This window comes from Yoonia vestfoldensis DSM 16212 (assembly GCF_000382265.1).
GTDB lineage: Bacteria > Pseudomonadota > Alphaproteobacteria > Rhodobacterales > Rhodobacteraceae > Yoonia > Yoonia vestfoldensis.
This window is the reverse complement of the sequence record NZ_KB907977.1, coordinates 21,153-40,603: the sequence shown is the minus strand read 5'-3', so window position 1 is coordinate 40,603 and position 19,451 is coordinate 21,153. Positions and strand designations below refer to the sequence as shown.

Annotated in this window: 16 protein-coding genes and 1 tRNA gene; 8 read left to right on the top strand and 9 right to left on the bottom strand. The window is 62.7% G+C overall.

The window, feature by feature from the left end; translation table 11 throughout:
• Positions 1-72: 72 nt before the first annotated feature.
• The 4 genes from H147_RS0106080 to H147_RS0106065 form a co-directional block, all read right to left on the bottom strand.
• Positions 73-597 carry a hypothetical protein gene (locus tag H147_RS0106080; protein ID WP_019954458.1) on the bottom strand — a complete coding sequence of 175 codons (525 nt, stop codon included), beginning with the start codon at positions 595-597 and terminating at the stop codon, positions 73-75.
• A gap of 38 nt (positions 598-635) precedes the next feature.
• A complete protein-coding gene (locus H147_RS0106075; protein WP_245541113.1) occupies positions 636-1,334 on the bottom strand; it encodes a rhodanese-like domain-containing protein in 699 nt (232 codons plus the stop codon).
• Between the two features lie 199 nt (positions 1,335-1,533).
• Positions 1,534-2,643, bottom strand: coding sequence for a pyridoxal phosphate-dependent aminotransferase (locus H147_RS0106070; RefSeq protein ID WP_019954456.1), 1,110 nt, complete (start codon positions 2,641-2,643; stop codon positions 1,534-1,536).
• An 80-nt stretch (positions 2,644-2,723) separates the two neighbouring features.
• Positions 2,724-5,906, bottom strand: coding sequence for a valine--tRNA ligase (locus H147_RS0106065; RefSeq protein WP_019954455.1), 3,183 nt, complete (start codon positions 5,904-5,906; stop codon positions 2,724-2,726).
• A 126-nt stretch (positions 5,907-6,032) separates the two neighbouring features.
• Here H147_RS0106065 and H147_RS0106060 point away from each other — a divergent pair, with 126 nt between their 5' ends.
• Both H147_RS0106060 and H147_RS0106055 read left to right on the top strand, forming a co-directional pair.
• Positions 6,033-8,333 (top strand): xanthine dehydrogenase family protein molybdopterin-binding subunit, encoded by a 2,301-nt coding sequence (locus tag H147_RS0106060; RefSeq protein ID WP_019954454.1) that lies wholly within the window; start codon positions 6,033-6,035, stop codon positions 8,331-8,333.
• A complete protein-coding gene (locus tag H147_RS0106055; protein ID WP_019954453.1) occupies positions 8,320-9,387 on the top strand; it encodes a T6SS phospholipase effector Tle1-like catalytic domain-containing protein in 1,068 nt (355 codons plus the stop codon). Before H147_RS0106060 ends, H147_RS0106055 begins: the two co-directional genes overlap by 14 nt.
• Here H147_RS0106055 and H147_RS0106050 read toward each other — a convergent pair.
• Together H147_RS0106050 and metF are read right to left on the bottom strand one after the other, a co-directional pair.
• Positions 9,349-9,834 (bottom strand): PaaI family thioesterase, encoded by a 486-nt coding sequence (locus tag H147_RS0106050; protein ID WP_019954452.1) that lies wholly within the window; start codon positions 9,832-9,834, stop codon positions 9,349-9,351. The two genes, H147_RS0106055 and H147_RS0106050, sit on opposite strands and share 39 nt — an antisense overlap.
• Positions 9,835-9,870: 36 nt before the next feature.
• Complete coding sequence (metF, locus tag H147_RS0106045; protein ID WP_019954451.1) at positions 9,871-10,737, bottom strand: methylenetetrahydrofolate reductase [NAD(P)H]; 867 nt, start codon at positions 10,735-10,737, stop codon at positions 9,871-9,873.
• A gap of 91 nt (positions 10,738-10,828) precedes the next feature.
• Here metF and H147_RS0106040 point away from each other — a divergent pair, with 91 nt between their 5' ends.
• Positions 10,829-11,734: a LysR family transcriptional regulator gene (locus tag H147_RS0106040; RefSeq protein WP_026352292.1), complete on the top strand. Its 906-nt coding sequence runs from the start codon at positions 10,829-10,831 to the stop codon at positions 11,732-11,734.
• A 65-nt stretch (positions 11,735-11,799) separates the two neighbouring features.
• Complete coding sequence (locus H147_RS0106035) at positions 11,800-12,588, top strand: inositol monophosphatase family protein (protein ID WP_019954449.1); 789 nt, start codon at positions 11,800-11,802, stop codon at positions 12,586-12,588.
• 127 nt (positions 12,589-12,715) lie between these two features.
• Here the strand turns inward: H147_RS0106035 and H147_RS0106030 are convergent, their stop codons facing one another.
• Together H147_RS0106030 and putA are read right to left on the bottom strand one after the other, a co-directional pair.
• Positions 12,716-13,450, bottom strand: coding sequence for a rhomboid family intramembrane serine protease (locus H147_RS0106030; protein WP_026352291.1), 735 nt, complete (start codon positions 13,448-13,450; stop codon positions 12,716-12,718).
• Positions 13,451-13,484: 34 nt separating this feature from the next.
• Positions 13,485-16,958: a bifunctional proline dehydrogenase/L-glutamate gamma-semialdehyde dehydrogenase PutA gene (gene putA / locus H147_RS0106025; RefSeq protein ID WP_043699472.1), complete on the bottom strand. Its 3,474-nt coding sequence runs from the start codon at positions 16,956-16,958 to the stop codon at positions 13,485-13,487.
• Positions 16,959-17,062: 104 nt separating this feature from the next.
• Between putA and H147_RS0106020 the strand changes: the two genes are divergently transcribed.
• The 4 genes from H147_RS0106020 (at position 17,063) to H147_RS0106005 (ending at position 19,106) form a co-directional block, all read left to right on the top strand.
• Positions 17,063-17,554, top strand: coding sequence for an Lrp/AsnC family transcriptional regulator (locus H147_RS0106020; RefSeq protein ID WP_019954446.1), 492 nt, complete (start codon positions 17,063-17,065; stop codon positions 17,552-17,554).
• 41 nt (positions 17,555-17,595) lie between these two features.
• Positions 17,596-18,051 carry a tetratricopeptide repeat protein gene (locus H147_RS19405; protein ID WP_019954445.1) on the top strand — a complete coding sequence of 152 codons (456 nt, stop codon included), beginning with the start codon at positions 17,596-17,598 and terminating at the stop codon, positions 18,049-18,051.
• A 138-nt stretch (positions 18,052-18,189) separates the two neighbouring features.
• Positions 18,190-18,275 (top strand) — tRNA-Leu (locus H147_RS0106010).
• A 147-nt stretch (positions 18,276-18,422) separates the two neighbouring features.
• The gene (locus H147_RS0106005) at positions 18,423-19,106 is read left to right on the top strand and encodes a DUF1236 domain-containing protein (RefSeq protein WP_019954444.1); all 684 of its coding nucleotides are present in this window, start codon (positions 18,423-18,425) and stop codon (positions 19,104-19,106) included.
• Positions 19,107-19,205: 99 nt separating this feature from the next.
• Here the strand turns inward: H147_RS0106005 and H147_RS0106000 are convergent, their stop codons facing one another.
• A complete protein-coding gene (locus tag H147_RS0106000) occupies positions 19,206-19,403 on the bottom strand; it encodes a CsbD family protein (protein ID WP_019954443.1) in 198 nt (65 codons plus the stop codon).
• Between the last annotated feature and the right edge of the window lie 48 nt (positions 19,404-19,451).

The following is a 19,451-nucleotide window of genomic DNA, read 5'->3' as shown; positions in this document are numbered from 1 at the left end:
CGTCGATGCGGCGTTCCAGTAGATGGAAGGCAAGTCACGATTTCGGCAAAGGGGGAAGGCCGATGTCGGCTGTTATTCAGCCGGAACGACACCGCCGACGGTCTGGTTGCGCAGCAGATCAACGTAATCGCCGGTGGCAACGGGTGACTGTTCGGTTCCGTCCGTATCGACAAACAGCAGGTTCAGATCAAAAATGCCGGCCGATCCGACAAAGGCTTCGGGCAACCGCCCGGAAAAGTTCCCCATCATGTGAACCAGAAAGTATTGCCGGGCTTCTTCGGCGCTCAGCCCGAGCTCCTCGGACGAGATGGTAAAGCGATCTGCCATCGTCCGCGTCTCGCCGATCTTGGTGTCGACCGCTGCGACATCGCCAGAATCCTCAAGCGTGCTGATGGCGGTGATTTCTTCGATGATCCTGCCGGCATAAAAATCAAGCCTGCGCTTGTCCCTGTCGGTCAGGGTTGTCAGATCGGCAAGATGCAGATCCGAATCTGTTGCATTGATCGTGATGCGGGGTGTTTCCACAGCCGCATGGACGACACATGGAAAAAGGACCGATCCCATGATCACCGTGACGCATGACGCAACCTTGAACATGAAACCGATCCTCCCTTATTGCATTTACCTGGCGTGGCTTACTGGCCGATAACCTCGACAGTCAGGCCAAGCGACACCCATCCCTGCATCCCGCCACGATAATAGCGCAGCTTTTCGGCAGGATAGCCGATTTTCAGCAGGTTATCGAGTGCCTGGTGCGACTGGCCGCACCATGGGCCGTTGCAGAAAAGAACCAGTTCGCGGGCTTCGGTCAGATCCCATGTGCCGTCGGTTGCCTGCGTACCGCCAAGGGCTGTCAGCACAGGAACGATGAACGGGTTGTCTTCGGGGTTGTCGAACAGCGTGAACGACAGGTTGATTGCGCCGGGGATCGTGCCGCGCTCGAACCATTCGCTCAGCCGCGCGTCGATGATGTGGCCAGTGCCGTTGGCGACATGTTCGCGCATGAAGTCAAGCACTTCCAGTTCGCCGACCGTCGTAACGCCTTCACCACCGGACATCGGCTGGATGCAGAACGGGGGGCACTGGCGCGATGTCATCGTGAAGAAGTCAGGCGTCCGTGCTTCGGGGTTCTGGTTGCGTTCGATCACCAGAAAATCGCGGCCTGTGTCGAATTCGAAGTAAGGCAGGTCAGGCGTGATGTTCACGCCTTGGGCCGACACAGCACCTGTCGTCAAAAGTGCTGCACCGACAACCGCAAGGATGCGGGTCGCAAGTGTTTGGAGCCGCCCGGACAGCATTGTTGTGGGGCGGAATTTACGGGACGTCATGGACATGTTTCTACACCTATCTGTTGCCACGTGAGGAAAATCACCCTCAATCATTCATCTTCGCTTTATTAACGAACGAAGCTGAAGTCTAACAAAGGCAATTTGATGGCAAGCTTGGTGCAAATTTGGGGGAATCGGCACAACCTAAGGGTTAGCAGGGGTTTTTTCGGACAAGTGCTGTGCATGGCGCGTTGTCGGGGCCTTTTCAGCCCATCTTGGCCTGCCCAAGCGCAATCGGAAGAGACCGTGCAAAGGCAGCGATCTGGTCGGGTGTGCCGCAACTGACGCGGATGCAGCGGTCCTGTGGCGCGACGAAGGGCATCCGTACGAACACGCCATCCGCGACCAGCCCCGACAGGACCGCGCGCGCGAAAGCCCCGTCGCGGCCACAATCGATCGTGACGAAATTGGTGGCAGAGGGCAGGGCGGTCAAGCCGTGGGCGCTGGCGATGCGCCCGATCTCGGCGCGCGATTGTGCAACAGCCGCGCGGACATGATCCATCCACGCGCTGTCCTGCAAGGCGGCTAGCGCACCTGCCTGAGAAATCCGGCACATGCCGAAATGGTTGCGTACCTTGTTGAAGCCCGCGATCACATCCGCCGCACCGATGGCGTAACCGACCCGCGCCCCCGCCATGCCATGCCCTTTGGAAAAGGTGCGCAGGCGGATGACGTTGGGCGTGTCTGCGGGAATCTCGGGGGCAGTGCCGTCAGGGGCGAGGTCGATATAGGCCTCGTCCAGCAGCAGCAGGCAGCCGGTTGGCAGGTCGGCGGCCATCTGGGCGATGACGGGTCCCTGATGCCAGCTCCCCATCGGGTTGTCGGGGTTCGCGATATAGACGAGTTTCGCGCCTGTTTCATGCGCCTTGGTGACCAAGGCTGCGGGGTCTTCGTGGTCGCCCGCGTAAGGCACTTTGTGCAGCACCCCGCCGAACCCCGCGACATGGTAGTTGAAGGTCGGATAGGCCCCGTCCGATGTGACAGCACCGTCACCTGCGCCGATGTAAAGCCGCACGAGCAGGCCGAGCAGCCCGTCGATGCCTTCGCCCACCATGATATTGTCGATGCCTGTGCGATGATGGGCGGCAAGTGCCCTGCGCAGATCGTGGCTTTCCGGATCGCCGTACATCCAGACCTCTCCTGCCGCTGTTTGCATGGCGGCGATGGCGCGGGGGGAGGGGCCAAAGGCGCTTTCGTTGGCCCCGAGCCGCGCGATGAAGGCCTGTCCCCGCGCGCGTTCCTGCGCCTCTGGTCCGACGAAAGGGACCGTGGCAGGGAGAGAGGCGGCAAGCGGGGTCAGGCGGGGATGGGTCATGCTCAAACTCTTATGCGCTCCGCGCGGGGAGTATTTTTGGAAAAAAGAAGTGGGGGGCGAGAGGATGGCCCCCGTATTGTTTACCCCAGTTCTTTCAGCCGCGCGATGGCAGCCTTGATCTGGGTGTCTTCGTTTTCGCGCAAGGCCAGATTGGCGCGGGCTTCGGCCACCACGTCATCGGGGGCGGAGGCCACAAAAGCGGGATTGTTCAGCCGCCCGCGCAACCCGCCCAGTTCCTTGGCGAGTTTCTGGGATGTCTTTTCCAGCCGCGCGATTTCGGCGGCGACGTCGATCAACCCTTCCAGCGGCAGCCCGAAAGTGCCGCCGTCCATCGGGATCGTGACGCAGCCTTTGGGGAAGGTATCGACATGCGTCAGGCTGTCGATCCGCGCGAGCCGCCGGATCAGCGCGGCGTTATTGTCCCATGCCGATTGGCCTTTGGCGTCGAGACCCGTGACGAGGAGCGGCACCTGCGCGCCTGCGGGCACATGCACCTGTGCACGGGCGGAGCGGGTGTTGTCGATCAGGCCGATCACCCAGTTCATTTCGCGGTCGGCATCCGCATCAACCAGTTCGCTGCCGTAGCTGGGCCAGTCGGCATGGCAGAGCATCTTGGCGCGGTTGTCCGCCAGCCCCCAAAGCTCTTCGGTGATGAAGGGCATGATCGGGTGCAGCAGGATCAGGCATTGATCCAGCACCCAGCGCAGGGTCTGTTCGGTTTCCAGCTTTGCGCCTGCGTCGTCGCCTTGCAGGATCGGTTTGGAAAACTCCAGATACCAGTCGCAGACCTTGCCCCATGTGAAGGCGTAAAGCGCATCCGCCGCATCGTTGAAGCGGTAGGCGTGCAGGGCGGCATCGACGGTTTCGCGCACGCGGCCGGTTTCGCCGATGATCCATTTGTTCAGCGTCAGGGTCGCCTCTGGCTGTGCCGGATCGCCCGGATAGGGGATGGCGTAATGGTCGGCAAAGCTGAAGGCGTTCCAGAGTTTCGTGCCGAAATTGCGGTAGCCCTTGATCCGGTCCTCGGAGATTTTCAGCACGCCGCCGATGGCCGCCATTTGCGCATTGCTGAACCGCAGCGCATCGGCGCCATATTGGTCGATCATGTCGAGCGGGTCGATGACATTGCCCTTGGTTTTCGACATCTTCTCGCCTTTGGCGTCGCGGACGAGCTGGTGCAGGTAGACGGTGTGGAACGGGTCCTGTTTCAGGACCGCTTGCGACATCATCATCATCCGCGCGACCCAAAAGAACAGGATGTCTTGTCCGGTGACAAGCACATCACCAGGGAAGTATTTCATCGCGTCATTGTCTTCGGGCCAGCCGAGCGTGCCGAAGGGCCAGAGGCCAGAGGAGAACCACGTGTCGAGCACGTCGGGGTCGCGTTTCAGCGGAATTAGGTTTGCTGGGCGGGCGCGTGGATCTGTGCCATTCCTCAATAGGAAACCATGAAGGTAAAGCTTATCTCCCTTTTCGGCCAGCTTTGCGTGCTTCGCACTATAATATGCATATGCTTGTTTGAACAGCTCGTCTTCATCTACTGCACAAAACGCGACTTGATTGTCATAATCGAGGTTCCAATAGCTTTCGTATTCAGCAGTGTCGTAATCAGTCCGTCCTTGAATGGGAACAGTTTCGCCCGCGACTTCAATCAAATCATCGTCAGTCTCATATTTTTTGACGTGAATTGGCTTGTCCAGGTGGACGATTCTCGGGCCATACCAAACCGGAATCTGGTGTCCCCACCAGAGCTGGCGCGAGATGCACCAAGGCTCGATATTCTCCAGCCAGTGGTAATAGACCTTTTCGCCTGACTCGGGGATGATCTTGGTGCGGCCTTGTTTCACGGCCTCCAGTGCGGGGCCGACGATCTTGGCGGTGTCTACGAACCATTGGTCGGTCAGCATCGGTTCGATCACCACGCGCGAACGGTCGCCGAAGGGCTGCATGATCTTTTTGGCTTCGACGAGGGGGATCATGGTGGGCGCGTCCCGGACCTGATCCGGGACCTCGTCGTCAACATCAGACTGAGGCCCCGGCTCGGGGGCCGGGGTGGGGACCATGACGGCCAGACCTTCTGCGGTCACATCCGCCACCACGCGCGCGCGCGCCTCGAACCGGTCCAGCCCGCGATAGGCCTCGGGGACAAGGTTCATTGCGGCGATCATCGCCTCGTCGAACGCTTGCTCGCCATTGGCGATGGCCTGCGCAATCGCCGCTTCTTCAGCATAGGGTCGCCCGTCGGCGCGCATCTGGCCGCGTGTGTCCATCAGCGCATACATCGGGATATTGTTGCGCTTTGCGACTTCGTAGTCGTTAAAATCATGCGCGCCGGTGATCTTGACCGCACCAGACCCGAACGTCGGATCAGGATAGGGATCGATGATGATCGGGATCAGGCGGCGGTGTTCTTTCGGGCCCACCGGGATTTCGCAGAGCTTGCCCACGATGGGCGCATAGCGCGGGTCATCCGTGTGGACGGCAACAGCACCATCGCCGAGCATCGTTTCGGGACGGGTCGTGGCGATGGAAATGTAGTCGCGGATCTCGCGCAGGGTGACGTTGCCGTCCTCGTCTTTCTCGACATATTCATAGGTTTCCCCACCGGCGAGCGGGTATTTGAAATGCCACATATGGCCATCGACCTCGATATTCTCGACCTCGAGGTCGGAAATCGCGGTCTCGAAATGCGGGTCCCAGTTGACCAGACGTTTGCCGCGATAGATCAGGCCTTTGTTGTACATATCGACAAAAACGCGGATCACGGCGTCGTGGAAATTGCCGGCAGGTTCGGTGGCGGGGGCTGACTCGGCCCCCGACATGGTGAAGGCCGAACGGGACCAGTCCATGCTGTCGCCCAAGCGCCGCGCCTGCTGTTCGATCACGCCGCCCTTGTCGCCTTTCCATTCCCAGACCTTTGTGAGGAAGGCCTCGCGCCCCATCTCGACCCGTTTGGGCTGGCCTGTGGCGGCAAGTTCCTTTTCCACCATCAGCTGGGTTGCGATCCCCGCATGGTCCAGCCCCGGCTGCCACAAAGTGTCGTAACCCTGCATCCGTTTCCAGCGTGTCAGGATATCCATCAGCGTGTGGTTGAAGGCATGGCCGACATGCAGATGGCCCGTCACATTGGGCGGCGGCAGCATGATGCAAAAGGTTTCATCCCGGCTGGCATTGGCCCCGGCTTTGAAGGCGCCAGCCTCTTCCCACATCTTGTAGAGGCGGGCTTCGGCCTCGGCGGCGTTGAAGGTCTTTTCCATCGGCATGACATGCGGTCCTTTTTCGGCTTGTCGCCAGATACCAAGCAAGGATCACAAGGGAAAGGGTTTGTTCGGGCTGGACTTGGGGGTTTGGCCCGCTAGGGTCTGGGCAACAGAGCCAAGGGGATCAGCATGGAAAAGTTCGGCAAGAGCCAGTCGGTCACACGCATCGAGGATCTGCGCTTTCTGACAGGCACGGGGCGCTATGTCGATGATGTGGCCCCGGATGGTGCCTTAAATGCGTTTTTCCTGCGGGCGCCGGTGGCGCATGGGGCGATCACGGCGCTGGATCTGGACGACGCCCGCGCGATGCCGGGGGTCGTGCTGATCGTCACGGCAGATGATCTGGTGGCGGCGGGGGTGCGTATCGGGCTGGCAGGAAAGGTCTTGCGCAACAGCGACGGATCGCGGGCTGCGGCACCGGTCCGGCCCATTCTGGCGCAAGGTCGCGTCCGCCACGTGGGCGAGCCTGTGGCGATGATCGTGGCCGACAGTTTGCAAGCTGCCAAGGACGCGGCAGAGGCCATCGCGCTGGAAATCGACGATCTTCCGGTCCATGTGGACTTGGCTGTCGGCGGTGTGGGCATCCATCCCGAAGCGCCCGATAACCTCGCTTTTGACTGGGCGCTGGGCGATGAGGCTACGACACGCGCCGCCATCGCCGCTGCCGCCCATGTCGTGACGGCGCAGGTGTTCGATAACCGCGTGATCGTCAACGCGATGGAACCGCGCGGCTGCTTTGCCGAGGTCACGGATGGCCGCCTGCATGTCGCGGTGAACGGGCAGGGCGTCTGGGCCACCAAACGCGACCTGATCCACCATTTCGGGCTGAATGATGCGGATGTCCGGGTCACCACACCCGATGTTGGCGGCGGTTTCGGGATGAAGGCGATGCGCTATCCCGAACCGTTCTGCGTCGCCCATGCCGCGCGTGTGCTGGGCCGCCCCGTGCGCTGGATGTCGGAACGCACCGAGGCGATGCTGACCGACAACGCAGGCCGCGACCTGACGACGACCGCGACACTTGCCTTCGATGCGGACTACCGGATAACGGCGTATCAGCTTGATACCATTGCGAATATGGGGGCCTATAATTCCCAATTCGCCCAAGCGATCCAGACAGAGCTGTTTGCCAAGGTGCTGATGAGCACCTATGATGTGCAGACCGCCCATATGCGCACGCGCGGGATCTATACCAACACGACGCCTGTCGATGCCTATCGCGGTGCGGGCCGGCCAGAGGCGATCTTTGTACTGGAACGGACGATGGATGCCTCTGCGCGCGCGCTTGGTGTCGATCCTTGGGACCTGCGCGCGCGCAATTTTATCAGGCCGGACCAGTTTCCCTATACCACCGTGACGGGCATGACCTATGACGTGGGCGATTTCATGCGGGTTCTTGAAGCAGCAGGTCGCAACGCCGACCGCGACGGGTTCGGCGCGCGCAAGGCGGCGTCAGCCTTGCAAGGCAAACTGCGCGGGCAGGGTCTGTGTTATTACATCGAAAGCATCCTTGGCGATCCTGATGAAACCACCGCCGTTGAATTCACGCCGGATGGCGCGCTGATCTATGTCGGCACGCAGTCGAACGGGCAGGGGCATGAAACCGTCTATGCGCAGTTTCTGAGCGATCAAACGGGTATCCCCGCCGACCGGATCACCGTGGTGCAAGGCGACAGTGACCGCATCCCGACGGGCGGCGGCACGGGCGGATCGCGGTCGGTGACGGTGCAGAACACCGCGACACTTGCGGCGGTGGATGTGATCCGCGACGCCTTTACCGCCTTTCTGGTGGAGCAAGAGGGGGTCGTGGCCGCCGCGATCCGCTTTGACGACGAACGCTTTCGTATCGACGGGTCCAACCTGACACCCACGATGCTGGAGGTCGCAGAGATGGCCCGCACCGCCGGCCGCGCCGATCTGTTGCGCCATTCCGCAACCATCACCCTCGACAACCGCAGCTTTCCCAATGGCGCGCATGTGGCCGAGGTGGAAATCGACCCCGCGACCGGGGTCGTCACCGTCGACCGCTATACGGTCGTCGATGATTTCGGCAATCTCATGAACCCGATGCTGGCCGAAGGGCAGGTGCATGGCGGCGTCGCCCAAGGGATCGGGCAGGCGCTGACCGAACGCGCGGTGTTCGACGCGGACGGGCAGTTACTGTCCGCCAGTTTCATGGATTACGCCATGCCGCGCGCCGATGATCTGCCGATGATCGGTTTCGCCACCGAATCCACCCCGTCTCTGTATAATCCGATGGGGATGAAAGGCTGTGGCGAGGCGGGGACGGTCGGGGCTCTCGCCGCGATCAGCAATGCGGTGATCGACGCTCTGCAGGATGCGGGCGTCACGCAGATCGACATGCCCTTCACCCCGCATCGCGTCTGGCAGGCGATCACGGCTGTTCAGGGTACCGATGCCGCTGCGTGATTGGGTATTCGGCCTTTTCGGGCGCAAACCGCGTACCGAAGAGGCCGCGATCCGCAAGCGGGGTCCGGCGATCCATGTCATCATCATGGATGGCACGATGTCGTCGCTGGAACCGGGGGCGGAAACCAATGCGGGCCTGACTTTCAAGCTGCTGCGCGAGGTCAGTCAGGGCGCCAACATGACCGTCTATTATGAGGCGGGGATCCAGTGGCGCGACTGGGCGAATACCTGGGATGTCATCACAGGACGCGGGATCAACCGCACGATCCGGCGCGCTTATGGCGTGATCGCGTCACGCTACCGGCCCGGCGACCGGATCGTCCTGATCGGCTATTCGCGCGGCGCCTTCGCCGTGCGCTCACTTGCGGGGGTGATCGGCATGGTGGGGCTGATCCGCGCCGATTGCGCCACAGAACGGAACGTGACACTGGCCTACCGGCATTACCGCACCGTCGGGCGCAGCAAATTCGCCGATGATTTCCGCCGTCTGCATTGCCACCCCGAGGTCGAGATCGAGGCCGTCGCCGTCTGGGACACCGTCAAGGCGCTGGGCCTGCGGTTGCCCTTGGTCTGGCGCTGGGGGGAAGAGCAGCACAATTTCCACAGCGCCGCGCTTGCCCCGCATGTGCGCCACGGGTTTCACGCCTTGGCGCGCGACGAACGCCGCCGCGCCTATGCGCCGGTGCTGTGGTCCTGCCCGCCGGGCTGGCAGGGGCATGTCGAACAGGTCTGGTTCAAGGGCAATCACGCGGATGTCGGCGGGCAGGTGCGCGCTTATCCGCCCGCGCGGCCTTTGGCGAATATCCCGCTGGTCTGGATGCTCGACCGGCTTGCGGCCTGCGAGGTGCCATTGCCCGCAGGCTGGCGCGACAGGTTTCCGCAGGATGTGAACGCGCCCTCCATCGGGAACTGGCACGGCTGGGCGCGGCTGTTCATCGCGCGCAAGCGGCGGGTGATCGGGCGTGATCCGTCCGAACGGCTGCACGACAGCATCGCGCAACGGGTGCAGCGGCGGTCATTTCTCCGACGGGCGCATGATCAGACAGGTGGTTGATCCGGTGGCATAAAGCTTGCCATCGGCGGCACCCCTGATTTCCCCGTGCGCGACACCGGTGCTGCGGCCTGCGTGATCGTTGATGCCGGTGGCCAGAATCTCGGTCCCGATGGGGATCGCGCGGGTCAAATTCACCTTGTATTCCAGCGTCGTATAGACAGACCCCTGCGGCAGCAACGTCATCACCGCGCAGGCCATGCAGCTGTCGAGCAATGTGCCATACCAGCCGCCATGCACCCCGCCCATCGGGTTGGCATGCTGGAATTCGGGCGTGCCGCGAAAGGTGACACGGCCCGGCGCGACTTCGTGCAGGTGGTAGTTCATCAGGCCGGAAATGGGCGGGCGGCTGATCTCGCCGCGCTGCATGGCCTGCATGAAATCAAGGCCCGACATGGACAGTGTGGTGTCCAGATCGGGCAGATCGGCTGGGGTTTTTGCAATGAACATCGGCGCGCCTTTGGTTTTTCGGCGCAAGCTGCCGTGTCAGGCGACGTTTTGCAACCGCGCTTTGGGCGTCACGCCGAGGGCATGGCACACATCGCGCGTCAGTTCCGGCCGGTTCAGCGTGTAGAAATGCAGATGCTCCACCCCGCCGCGCACCAGATCATCGCACAGCTCGGTCGCCAGCGCCGTGGCCAGCAGGTCGGTCGTGCCGTCGCGGGTCGCGTTGGCAAAGGCGTCGCGGATCACCTGCGGGATATGCGTGCCGCATTGCGCCGCAAATTTCTGCGTCCCGTTCCAGTTTTCGATCGGCAGGATACCCGGAATGATCGGCGCGGTGATTCCCGCCTTGGCACAGGCATCGCGGAACCGGAAAAAGGTGTCGGCCTCGAAAAAGAACTGCGTGATCGCCGATCTCGCACCGGCATCGATCTTGCGCTTGAGAAAGGCAATGTCGGCGGCCTGGTCGGCGGCTTCGGGGTGCTTTTCAGGATAGGCGCCCACGCGGATCGTGAACTGGCCGGTCTCGGCCAAAGCTTCGATCAGCTCGACCGAGCTGGCGAAACCGTCTGCATGGGCGGTGAACTTCGCCTGCCCCTTTGGCGCATCGCCGCGCAGGGCGACAATCTCGCGCACACCGGCTTCGGCGTAATTCTGGGCGATTTCCAGCGTTTCGGCGCGGGTGGCATCGACGCAGGTGAGGTGCGCCGCGACGTTCAATCCACTGGTGCGGTGGATGGTGCTGACCGCTTCATGCGTCAGCTGGCGTGTCGTGCCGCCCGCGCCATAGGTCACCGACACAAATGTCGGGTCCAACGGGGCAAGCGTATTGACGCAATCCCACAGCCGGAACGACCCTTCGAGCGATTTGGGCGGGAAGAATTCGAAGGAAACGGACGGCGTGGCCATGACAATACCTCTTGCTTGCTTTGCTGTTCTGTCATGAATATGGACTTGAGACAAATTCATAACCTTCACTAAGTTCATGAAGGACATTCACATGCACATCGAATTCCGCCACCTGCGCACGATCAAGGCGATCCATGATACCGGCGGACTGGCGCGTGCGGCGGACCAGTTGAACATGACGCAATCGGCCCTGTCGCACCAGATCAAGGGGATCGAGGATCAGGCGGGCGTGGAATTGTTCGTCCGCCGGTCCAAGCCTTTGCGCCTGTCGGCGGCGGGGATGAAGATGCTCGCCGCCGCCGAGGCGATCCTGCCGCAGGTCGCCGCCCTGGAGGCCGAATTCACAGGACTCGTGTCGGGCAAGGCGGGCCGGCTGCATATCGCGATCGAATGTCACGCCTGTTTCGAATGGCTTTTTCCGGTGCTGGAACAGTTCCGCAAGGCCTGGCCCGAGGTCGATGTCGATATCCGGCCCGGTCTGGCGTTCGATGCGCTGCCCGCGCTGCGGCGCGAGGATGTGGATCTTGTCGTCTCCTCCGACCCCGAGGATCTGCCGGAAACCGATTTCACCCCGCTTTTTGACTATGAACCCGTCTTCGTGGCCGCCGCCCAGCATCCGCTGGCCGCCAAGGACGTGATCGAGGCCGAGGATTTTCGTGGCCAGACGCTGATCACCTATCCGGTGGACCGCGCGCGGCTGGATATCTTTTCGCAACTGCTGACGCCCGCCAAGGTCGAACCGGCGGCGGTGCGGCAGGTTGAATTGACGGCCGTGATCCTGCTGCTGGTCGCGTCCAATCGCGGTGTCGCGGTGCTGCCCGATTGGGTGGTGCGGCAGGTGCGCTATCATTCCGATTACATCACCCGTCCGCTGACGCGCGCAGGCATCACCCGCAGGCTTTATGCGGCGACCCGCAGCGATGACACCAGCCGCCCCTATATGGCGCATCTGATCCGTCTGGCGCGGCAGGAAGCGGTGAAACTGCAACGCGGCTGATGCCTTGCCCTTATGCGCATTGCCGCCTATAGGCAGCCCTTGATCCCGAACCAAAGGCAAGACAGATGGCTGGCAGCGCAAATCTCAACGTGATGATGAAAACCGCCCGCAAGGCGGGGCGCGCCTTGCTCAAGGATTTTGGCGAGGTCGAGCAGTTGCAGGTCAGCACAAAGGGCCCCGGCGACTTCGTCAGCCGCGCTGACAAGGCGGCGGAACAGATGATCCGCGAAGACCTGCTGCATGCCCGTCCGTCCTACGGCTTTCTGGGCGAGGAAGGCCGAGAGATCGAAGGTGAGGACCCGACCCGCCGCTGGATCGTCGACCCGCTCGACGGCACCACGAATTTTCTGCACGGCCTGCCGCATTGGGCCGTCAGCATCGCGTTGGAACACAAGGGCCAGATCGTGGCGGGCGTAATCTATGACCCTGTGAAGGACGAGATGTTCTATGCTGAAAAAGGCGGCGGCGCCTGGCTGAACGAAAGCCGCTTGCGCGTATCCAGCCGCCATAAGCTGATCGAGAGCATTTTCGCAACCGGCCTGCCTTTTGCCGGTCGCGCCGATCTGCCCGAAACGCTGCAGGACCTTGCGCGTCTTTTGCCTGCCTGCGCCGGTGTGCGCCGGTTCGGGGCCGCAGCGCTTGACCTCGCCTATGTGGCGGCGGGGCGGTATGACGGATTCTGGGAACGTGGGCTGAAATCCTGGGATATGGCCGCAGGTCTGGTGATCGTGCGCGAGGCAGGCGGGATCGTGGAACCCTTGCAGGCCGAGGCGGATATCATCGGCAGCGGTCAGGTGATCTGTGCCAACGAGGCGATTTTCGAGACCTTCGCCAAGGTGATCCGCAAGGCGTAAGGGGCTCATCTTCCGAGTTCAAATATCCTGGGGGAGTGCCCCGGACCTTGTCCGGGGGGCGGGGGCAAAGCCCCCCTTCCCGGATTTCATCCGGGAAAAGACGAGTATTTTTGGAAATAAGAAGCTGTCAGCGGCGCACGACCGGCACGCTGCTGCGGCGGTATGCCGCCTCGGGATGGGGCGGATGACCATCGGTCCGCCGCCAGTAATCCTGCCCGCCGCGGCGCAGCCAGACCGGCACGGTCAGCGCAAGCCCCAAGGCGAAACCGCCCGCATGCGCCCAATAGGCGACACCGCCTGCCGAGGTATCGACCGACAGTCCGCCGAATACCTGCAAGCCAAACCACAGGCCCAGCATGATCCAGGCCGGGATCGGCAGGATGCGAAAGAAGATCACGATAAAGATGAAGATATCGACGCGCGCCTTGGGGAACAGCAGCAGATAGCCGCCCATGACCCCCGCGATGGCACCTGACGCGCCGACCATCGGCACCTGCGAATAAGGATCGCCCACGAATTGCGCAAGGCTCGCCCCGATGCCGCAGACAAGGTAGAAAGCGAGAAAGGGCAGGTGGCCCATTTCCTCTTCCAGATTGTCGCCGAAAATCCACAGAAACAGCATGTTGCCTGCAAGATGCATAAAGCCCCCATGCAGGAAGATCGAGGTGACAAGCGCGCTGGCGTTCTGCCCTTCGGACAGCAGAACGGGGATCAGGGCGTAGTCGTAATAAAACTGCCTGACCTGCAGATCGGTCTGCAGCATGGCCAGCCCCCAGACATAGACCAGCACGTTGATCGCGATCAGGATCAGCGTGACATAAGGCGTGGCCTCGGACGGGTTGTGGTCGCGGATGGGCAGCATCATGCCGCGACCTTTCCTGCCTTTGCGCTTGCGGTCAAGTGCGCGCGGGGCCGCCCACCTCTGCCAGCAATGCGGCATTGCCGCCCGCTGCCGTTGTGTCGATGCAGACATGCCGTTCGTGGCAGGCATGGGCGCTGTCGGGCTGGCCGGTGATCAGGGCGATGATCTTGCCGTTCCGTTCCGCAAGCGCCGTTTCCAGCGCGCGGGCGGTGTCGGCATCGCCCCACCAGATGACGCCTGACAAGGGGGCCAGCGTGGTCAGCGCCTCGGGCGGCAGATCGCCGTTCGCACTGATCCCGACACCGCCCAAGGCCGCGATGGCCGCGACCTGCGCGGATGCCGCCTCTGGTCCCGGACCCATGCAGAGGATCGCGCCGCGCGGGTGCAGGCCGTGGCGGTTTGATTCGCCTGTCGGTCCGGGCAGGTCGGTCGGCGCGGGGCTTGGGGGCATGGGGGCTGTAGCGAGCCGTTTTTGTACGGCGGCAGGATCAGCGGCGACGTCCCATGTGCCGGTAGATTGTGCCGCTTGAGGTGCCGCGAAACGGGGCAGGTAGTGTGGCCCGCCCGCCTTTGGACCGGTGCCAGACAGGCCTTCACCGCCGAAAGGCTGGCTGCCGACGACGGCGCCGATCTGGTCGCGGTTGACATAGATATTGCCCGCCTCGATCCGCTCGACCACCGTCTGCACGCGGTCGTCGATGCGGGTGTGCAGGCCGAAGGTCAGCCCGTAGCCCATGGCGTTGATATCGTCGATCACGCGGTCAAGGTCGCGCGCCTCAAAGGTCGCGACATGCAGGACAGGGCCAAAGATTTCCCGCGTCATCTGGGCGATGCCGGTCACGCGGATCACCGTGGGGGCAATGAAATGCCCGCCTTGCGGGGCGCTGATCTGGTGCAGGATACGCCCGTCGCTGCGGGCCTGCGCGATATGGTCGGCGATGGTCGTGTGCGCGGCGGCGTCGATCACCGGACCCAGATCAGTGGACAGATGCCACGGGTCGCCGACGGTCAGTTGGTCCATGGCACCTTTGAGCATGGTCATCAGTTTGTCGGCGATATCGCTTTGCACATAAAGGCAGCGCAGGGCAGAGCACCGCTGACCGGCAGACCGGAATGCACCGTTGACGATATCGCGCACGGCATGTTCGGGCAGCGCGGTGCTGTCCACGATCATCGCGTTCAGCCCGCCGGTTTCGGCGATCAGCGGCGTGCCGGGGGCGCAATGCTGCGCCATGCTGGCGCGGATTTTCAACGCCGTCGCCGTTGATCCGGTGAAGGCCACGCCACCGATACGCGGGTCGGCGGTGAGGGCCGCGCCCACATCGCCACCGCCGGGCAGGAATTGTAATGCTGCGACAGGCACGCCTGCATCATGCAGGATCTGCACGGCGCGGAAGGCCACGAGTGGCGTCTGTTCGGCAGGTTTCGCGATGACCGCATTGCCTGCGGCGAGTGCGGCCGACACCTGCCCCAGAAAGATCGCGAGCGGAAAGTTCCACGGGCTGATACAGGTCCAGATTCCGCGCGCCTGCATGTCGGGGGTTGCTTGGGTGGCGTAGTAGCGCAGGAAATCTACCGCCTCGCGCAGTTCGGCCACGGCATCGGGCAGGGTCTTGCCCGCCTCGCGCGCAAGGAGCGCGAAGAGCGTATCGGCATCGGCCTCGAGCGCATCGGCGGCGTTGCGCAGGACCTGCGCGCGGGTCGCGTGATCGGCGGTCCAGATCGCGGCACCGGCCAAGGCATCGGCCACGTCGTCGGGGGTGGCGGGCGTCACTTGCCCCACAATATCGGCGGGACGTGCGGGGTTGATCACGGGGGACAGATTTTCTTGCCTCCGGCGGGGATATTTGGGCTCGGAAGATGTGAGGGGGCCTGCGATGAAATGGGCGTCATGCAGGGGCGCGCGGGCCTTTTCGATGGTGTCGAGCGTGGGTTGATGCGTCAGGTCCCAGCCTTTGGAATTGACCCGCGCGGGGCCGAAAAGCGCCGGACCCGTGGGCAGGTCAGGGCGCAGGCCTGCGGCGTCGAACGGGCAGGCGGCGACCACGCTTGCGGGGACGGTTTCGTCCACGATCTGGTTGACGAAGCTGGAATTGGCCCCGTTTTCCAGCAGGCGGCGGACGAGATAGGCGAGCAGATCCTCATGCGCGCCGACGGGGGCGTAGATCCGGCAGCGGGTGTTTTCGGCGTTCAACACGATCGTATGCAGGGTTTCGCCCATCCCGTGCAGGCGCTGGAATTCGAAAGTGTCCTTGCCGCGCCCCATCTGGGCAGCCATGTCGAGCACGGCGGCGACGGTATGCGCGTTATGGGTGGCGAATTGCGGATAGATCCGGTCGGTCAGGCCCAGAAGCTTGCGCGCGTTCGCGATATAGCTGATGTCGGTGTGCTGTTTGGCGGTGAAGACCGGGAACCCGTCGATGCCCTGCACCTGCGCGCGTTTGATTTCCGCATCCCAATAGGCGCCTTTGACCAGCCGCACCATGATCTTGCGGTCAAGATCGCTGGCCATCCGGTAAAGCTGGTCAATCACCAAGGGCGCGCGCTGCCCGTAGGCCTGCACAACCACCCCGAACCCGTCCCATTTCGCCAATGCGGGATCGGCCAGCACGGCGGCGATCACGTCGAGCGACAGCGCCAGCCTGTCGGCCTCTTCGGCGTCGATGTTGAAACCCATGCCGGCGGATTTCGCAAGCAGCGCCAATGCCCGCACTCGTGGCACCAACTCATCCATCACGCGCACCTGTTGCGCCACCTCATAGCGGGGGTGGAGGGCCGAGAGTTTCACCGAAATGCCGGGGTTTTCCGCAACCGAGCCATGCACGCAATGATCGGCGATGGCCGAAATCGCGCGGGAATAGGCGAGGTGGTAATGTTTGGCGTCAGCCTCTGTCCGCGCCGCCTCGCCCAGCATGTCATAGCTGTAGGTGAACCCTTTGGCCTGCATGCCGTCGGCACGTTTCATCGCCTTCTGGATGGTTTCGCCGAGCACGAACTGGCGGCCCATTTCGCGCATCGCGCGCGCGACGGCGGTGCGGATCACAGGCTCGCCCAGCCGTTTGACCGCAGAGCGCAGGTGCCGCGTGATCCCCGGTTTTTCGTCGTCAAGCACGCGACCTGTCAGCATCAGCGCCCAAGTCGAGGCGTTCACCAGCGAGGACGCCGAATGCCCCAGATGTTTCCCCCAGTCGGAGGGCGCGATCTTGTCCTCGATCAGATCGTCCATCGTGTCGGCATCGGGCACGCGCAGCAGTGCCTCGGCCAGACACATCAGCGCGATACCTTCGTCGGTCGAGAGGCCGTATTCGGCAAGGAATACCTCCATCAGGCCCGGATCGGCGCTGGTGCGGATCTGGGTGACAAGGGCCGCCGCGCGGTCGCAGATGCGGGCGCGGTCGGTGTCGGACAGGGCCGCCGTTTCGACCAAGGCTGCGACGGCCGCAGCCTCATCGCTGTAGATTGTGGCATCGATGGCGTCGCGCAAAGTCAGGGGAGTATCACGGGGCATGGCGGAATCCTTATCCAGATGGCCTATCATAGCCGATTGCGAAAAGGCGATTGGCCTGCTAATGCGCGATTCGCAGGCCAGAGTGATGAAAAGGCGTGACCATCATGACCGAAAAGAACAGCGAACTGGATAAATTCGACCGAAAAATCCTTGACGTGCTGGCGGTCGAAGGGCGCATCAGCATCACCGACCTTGCGCGCCGGATCGGATTGTCCAAATCGCCCACGCAGGCGCGGTTGCGAAGGCTGGAGGAAACCGGCGTGATCCGTGGCTATCGCGCGCTTTATGATCCGATCCGGCTGGACCGTGACCATGTAGCTTTTGTCGAGGTGCGCCTGACCGATACCCGTGAAAAGGCGTTGGCGGCCTTCAACGCCGCCGTGCTGCGTATTCCGGAGGTCGAGCAATGCCACCTGATCGCGGGGGCTTTCGATTACCTGCTGAAAGTGCGCACGGCAGGGATGACCGGCTATCGCGCGGTGTTGGCCGAGAAGATCTCGACCCTGCCGCATGTGTCCAACACCTCGACCTATGTGGCGATGCAGACGGTCAAGGAGGAGGGCGTGTCGCCCGTCGCTCCCGGCCCTGATGCCTGAACGGGCTTGACCTGCGGCGCATCCGGCGCAGATCATGGGGCATGCGGATGTTGTCACTCATACTTGTGCTTGCGACGCCGGCTGTGGCCGAGGTGTGCCCTGCGGCCCCTGATCATGCGGCGGCACAGGCGCGGATCATTGCCGACCTGAGTTCTGCCCGCACTTCTGCTGAAGCGTCGGTGCTGACGCAAGGCTTGTGGCGCTTGTGGACCGATGCGCCCGACGCCACGGCCAAGACGATGCTGGATGACGGTATGGCGCTGTTGTCCGGCGGCCGGCCCGCGATCGCCGTGCAGCGGTTCGACGCGCTGGTCGCGTATTGCCCCGATTACGCCGAAGGCTACAACCAGCGCGCTTTCGCGCAATATCTCCAACTAGATTTCGCGGCTGCCTTGGTCGATCTGGATGCCGCCCTTGCCATCAATCCGCAGCATGTGGCGGCCCTGTCGGGCAAGGCGCTGACGTTGATCGGCCTTGGCCGCGACGCGGAGGCGTAGGAGGTGCTGCGCGCGGCACTCGCATTGAACCCGTGGCTGGAAGAACGCGCGCTTTTGGTGACACCGCCGGGGGTGGAATTGTGATCCGGCTTGCCGCCGCCTGCGGCCTTGCATAGGAAAGCACCACGCGCCCCGCTTGCCCGCGTGGTGGAATGGTAGACATCGGAGACTTAAAATCTCTTGGCCGCAAGGCCGTGCCGGTTCGAGTCCGGCCGCGGGCACCAGCATACTGATCCAGATCACGAGCGGATAGCAGCCCAGCCTGCGCAAGACGTGTTCCGCGCAAGGCAGGATCGGCTAAGGTCGATCTGTACCCGCCGGACAGCCCCTGACCATCAGGCAAGCATTTGGCGGCACGAAAGGACTATCCCATGAAATTCTTGCCATTTGGTATCGCTTCGGCGGTCGCGCTGACCGCTGCCCTGCCGTCATTCGCCCAATCGACCGAAGCCCGCGCTGGTGCCGAAATCGCGGCCCGCGTGACGCCCAGCGAATTCGCGCCATCGGTCGGCGTGCTGGAACTGAACCAGACGGTCATCATCGAAGGCTGCCTTGAAGACGTCACATGGTGCCAGATCAGCTTTGACGGCCAGACGGCTTGGGCCTCGGCGGAATATCTCTATGTCGAGGAGAACGCCACACCCGTGGCGCTGATCAACCGTCCCGGCACCTTGTCGCTGTCGACCGTCACCGTGCCGGATGACGAAGCGACCCAGACCGATCAGAACACGGCTGCCGCTGTCGGTGCGACGGTGGGGTCACTGATCGCCTTCGCCGCCGGTGGCCCGGTTGGCGGTGTGATCGCCGGTGGCCTGCTGGGGTCCGCTGTGGCTGTTTCGGCTGTCGAGCCGTCCGAGGAGACGCTGCTGTTCGTGTCGGTCAATCCGGTCGAGACGATCTATCTGAATGGGGAAGTCGCCGTCGGTGCGGGCGTGCCCGCCGAGGTCGTCATGTATGACGTCCCGACGCAGCCGGAATTCCGGTATCTGAACGTGAACAACCAGTTGGTGCTGGTCGATGCCGAAACCGGCACGATCGTCCGCGTCATCCGCTGAACGGCAAGGTCCCGCGCGCGGCGCGGGGCCTTTCGCGCATGACGGAACACAAAAGCGGCCGCCGATGGCGACCGCTTTCTTTATTCATCAGGCGGCAGATCAGGTCTTGCTGGCCCATTCATCGACCTGGCGTTCGGCCTCGTCTTTGGCCACGCCGTACTTTTCCTGTACCTTGCCAACCAGTTGTTCGCGCTGGCCATCGACCTGCGCCAGATCGTCATCTGTCAGCTCGCCCCATTTTTCCTTGGCGCTGCCGCTCATCTGTTTCCATTTACCTTTGACAGTATCCCAGTTCATTTTGCTCTCCTTGTTCGCTTGAACATGCATGAAGAGAGAACGCCAATG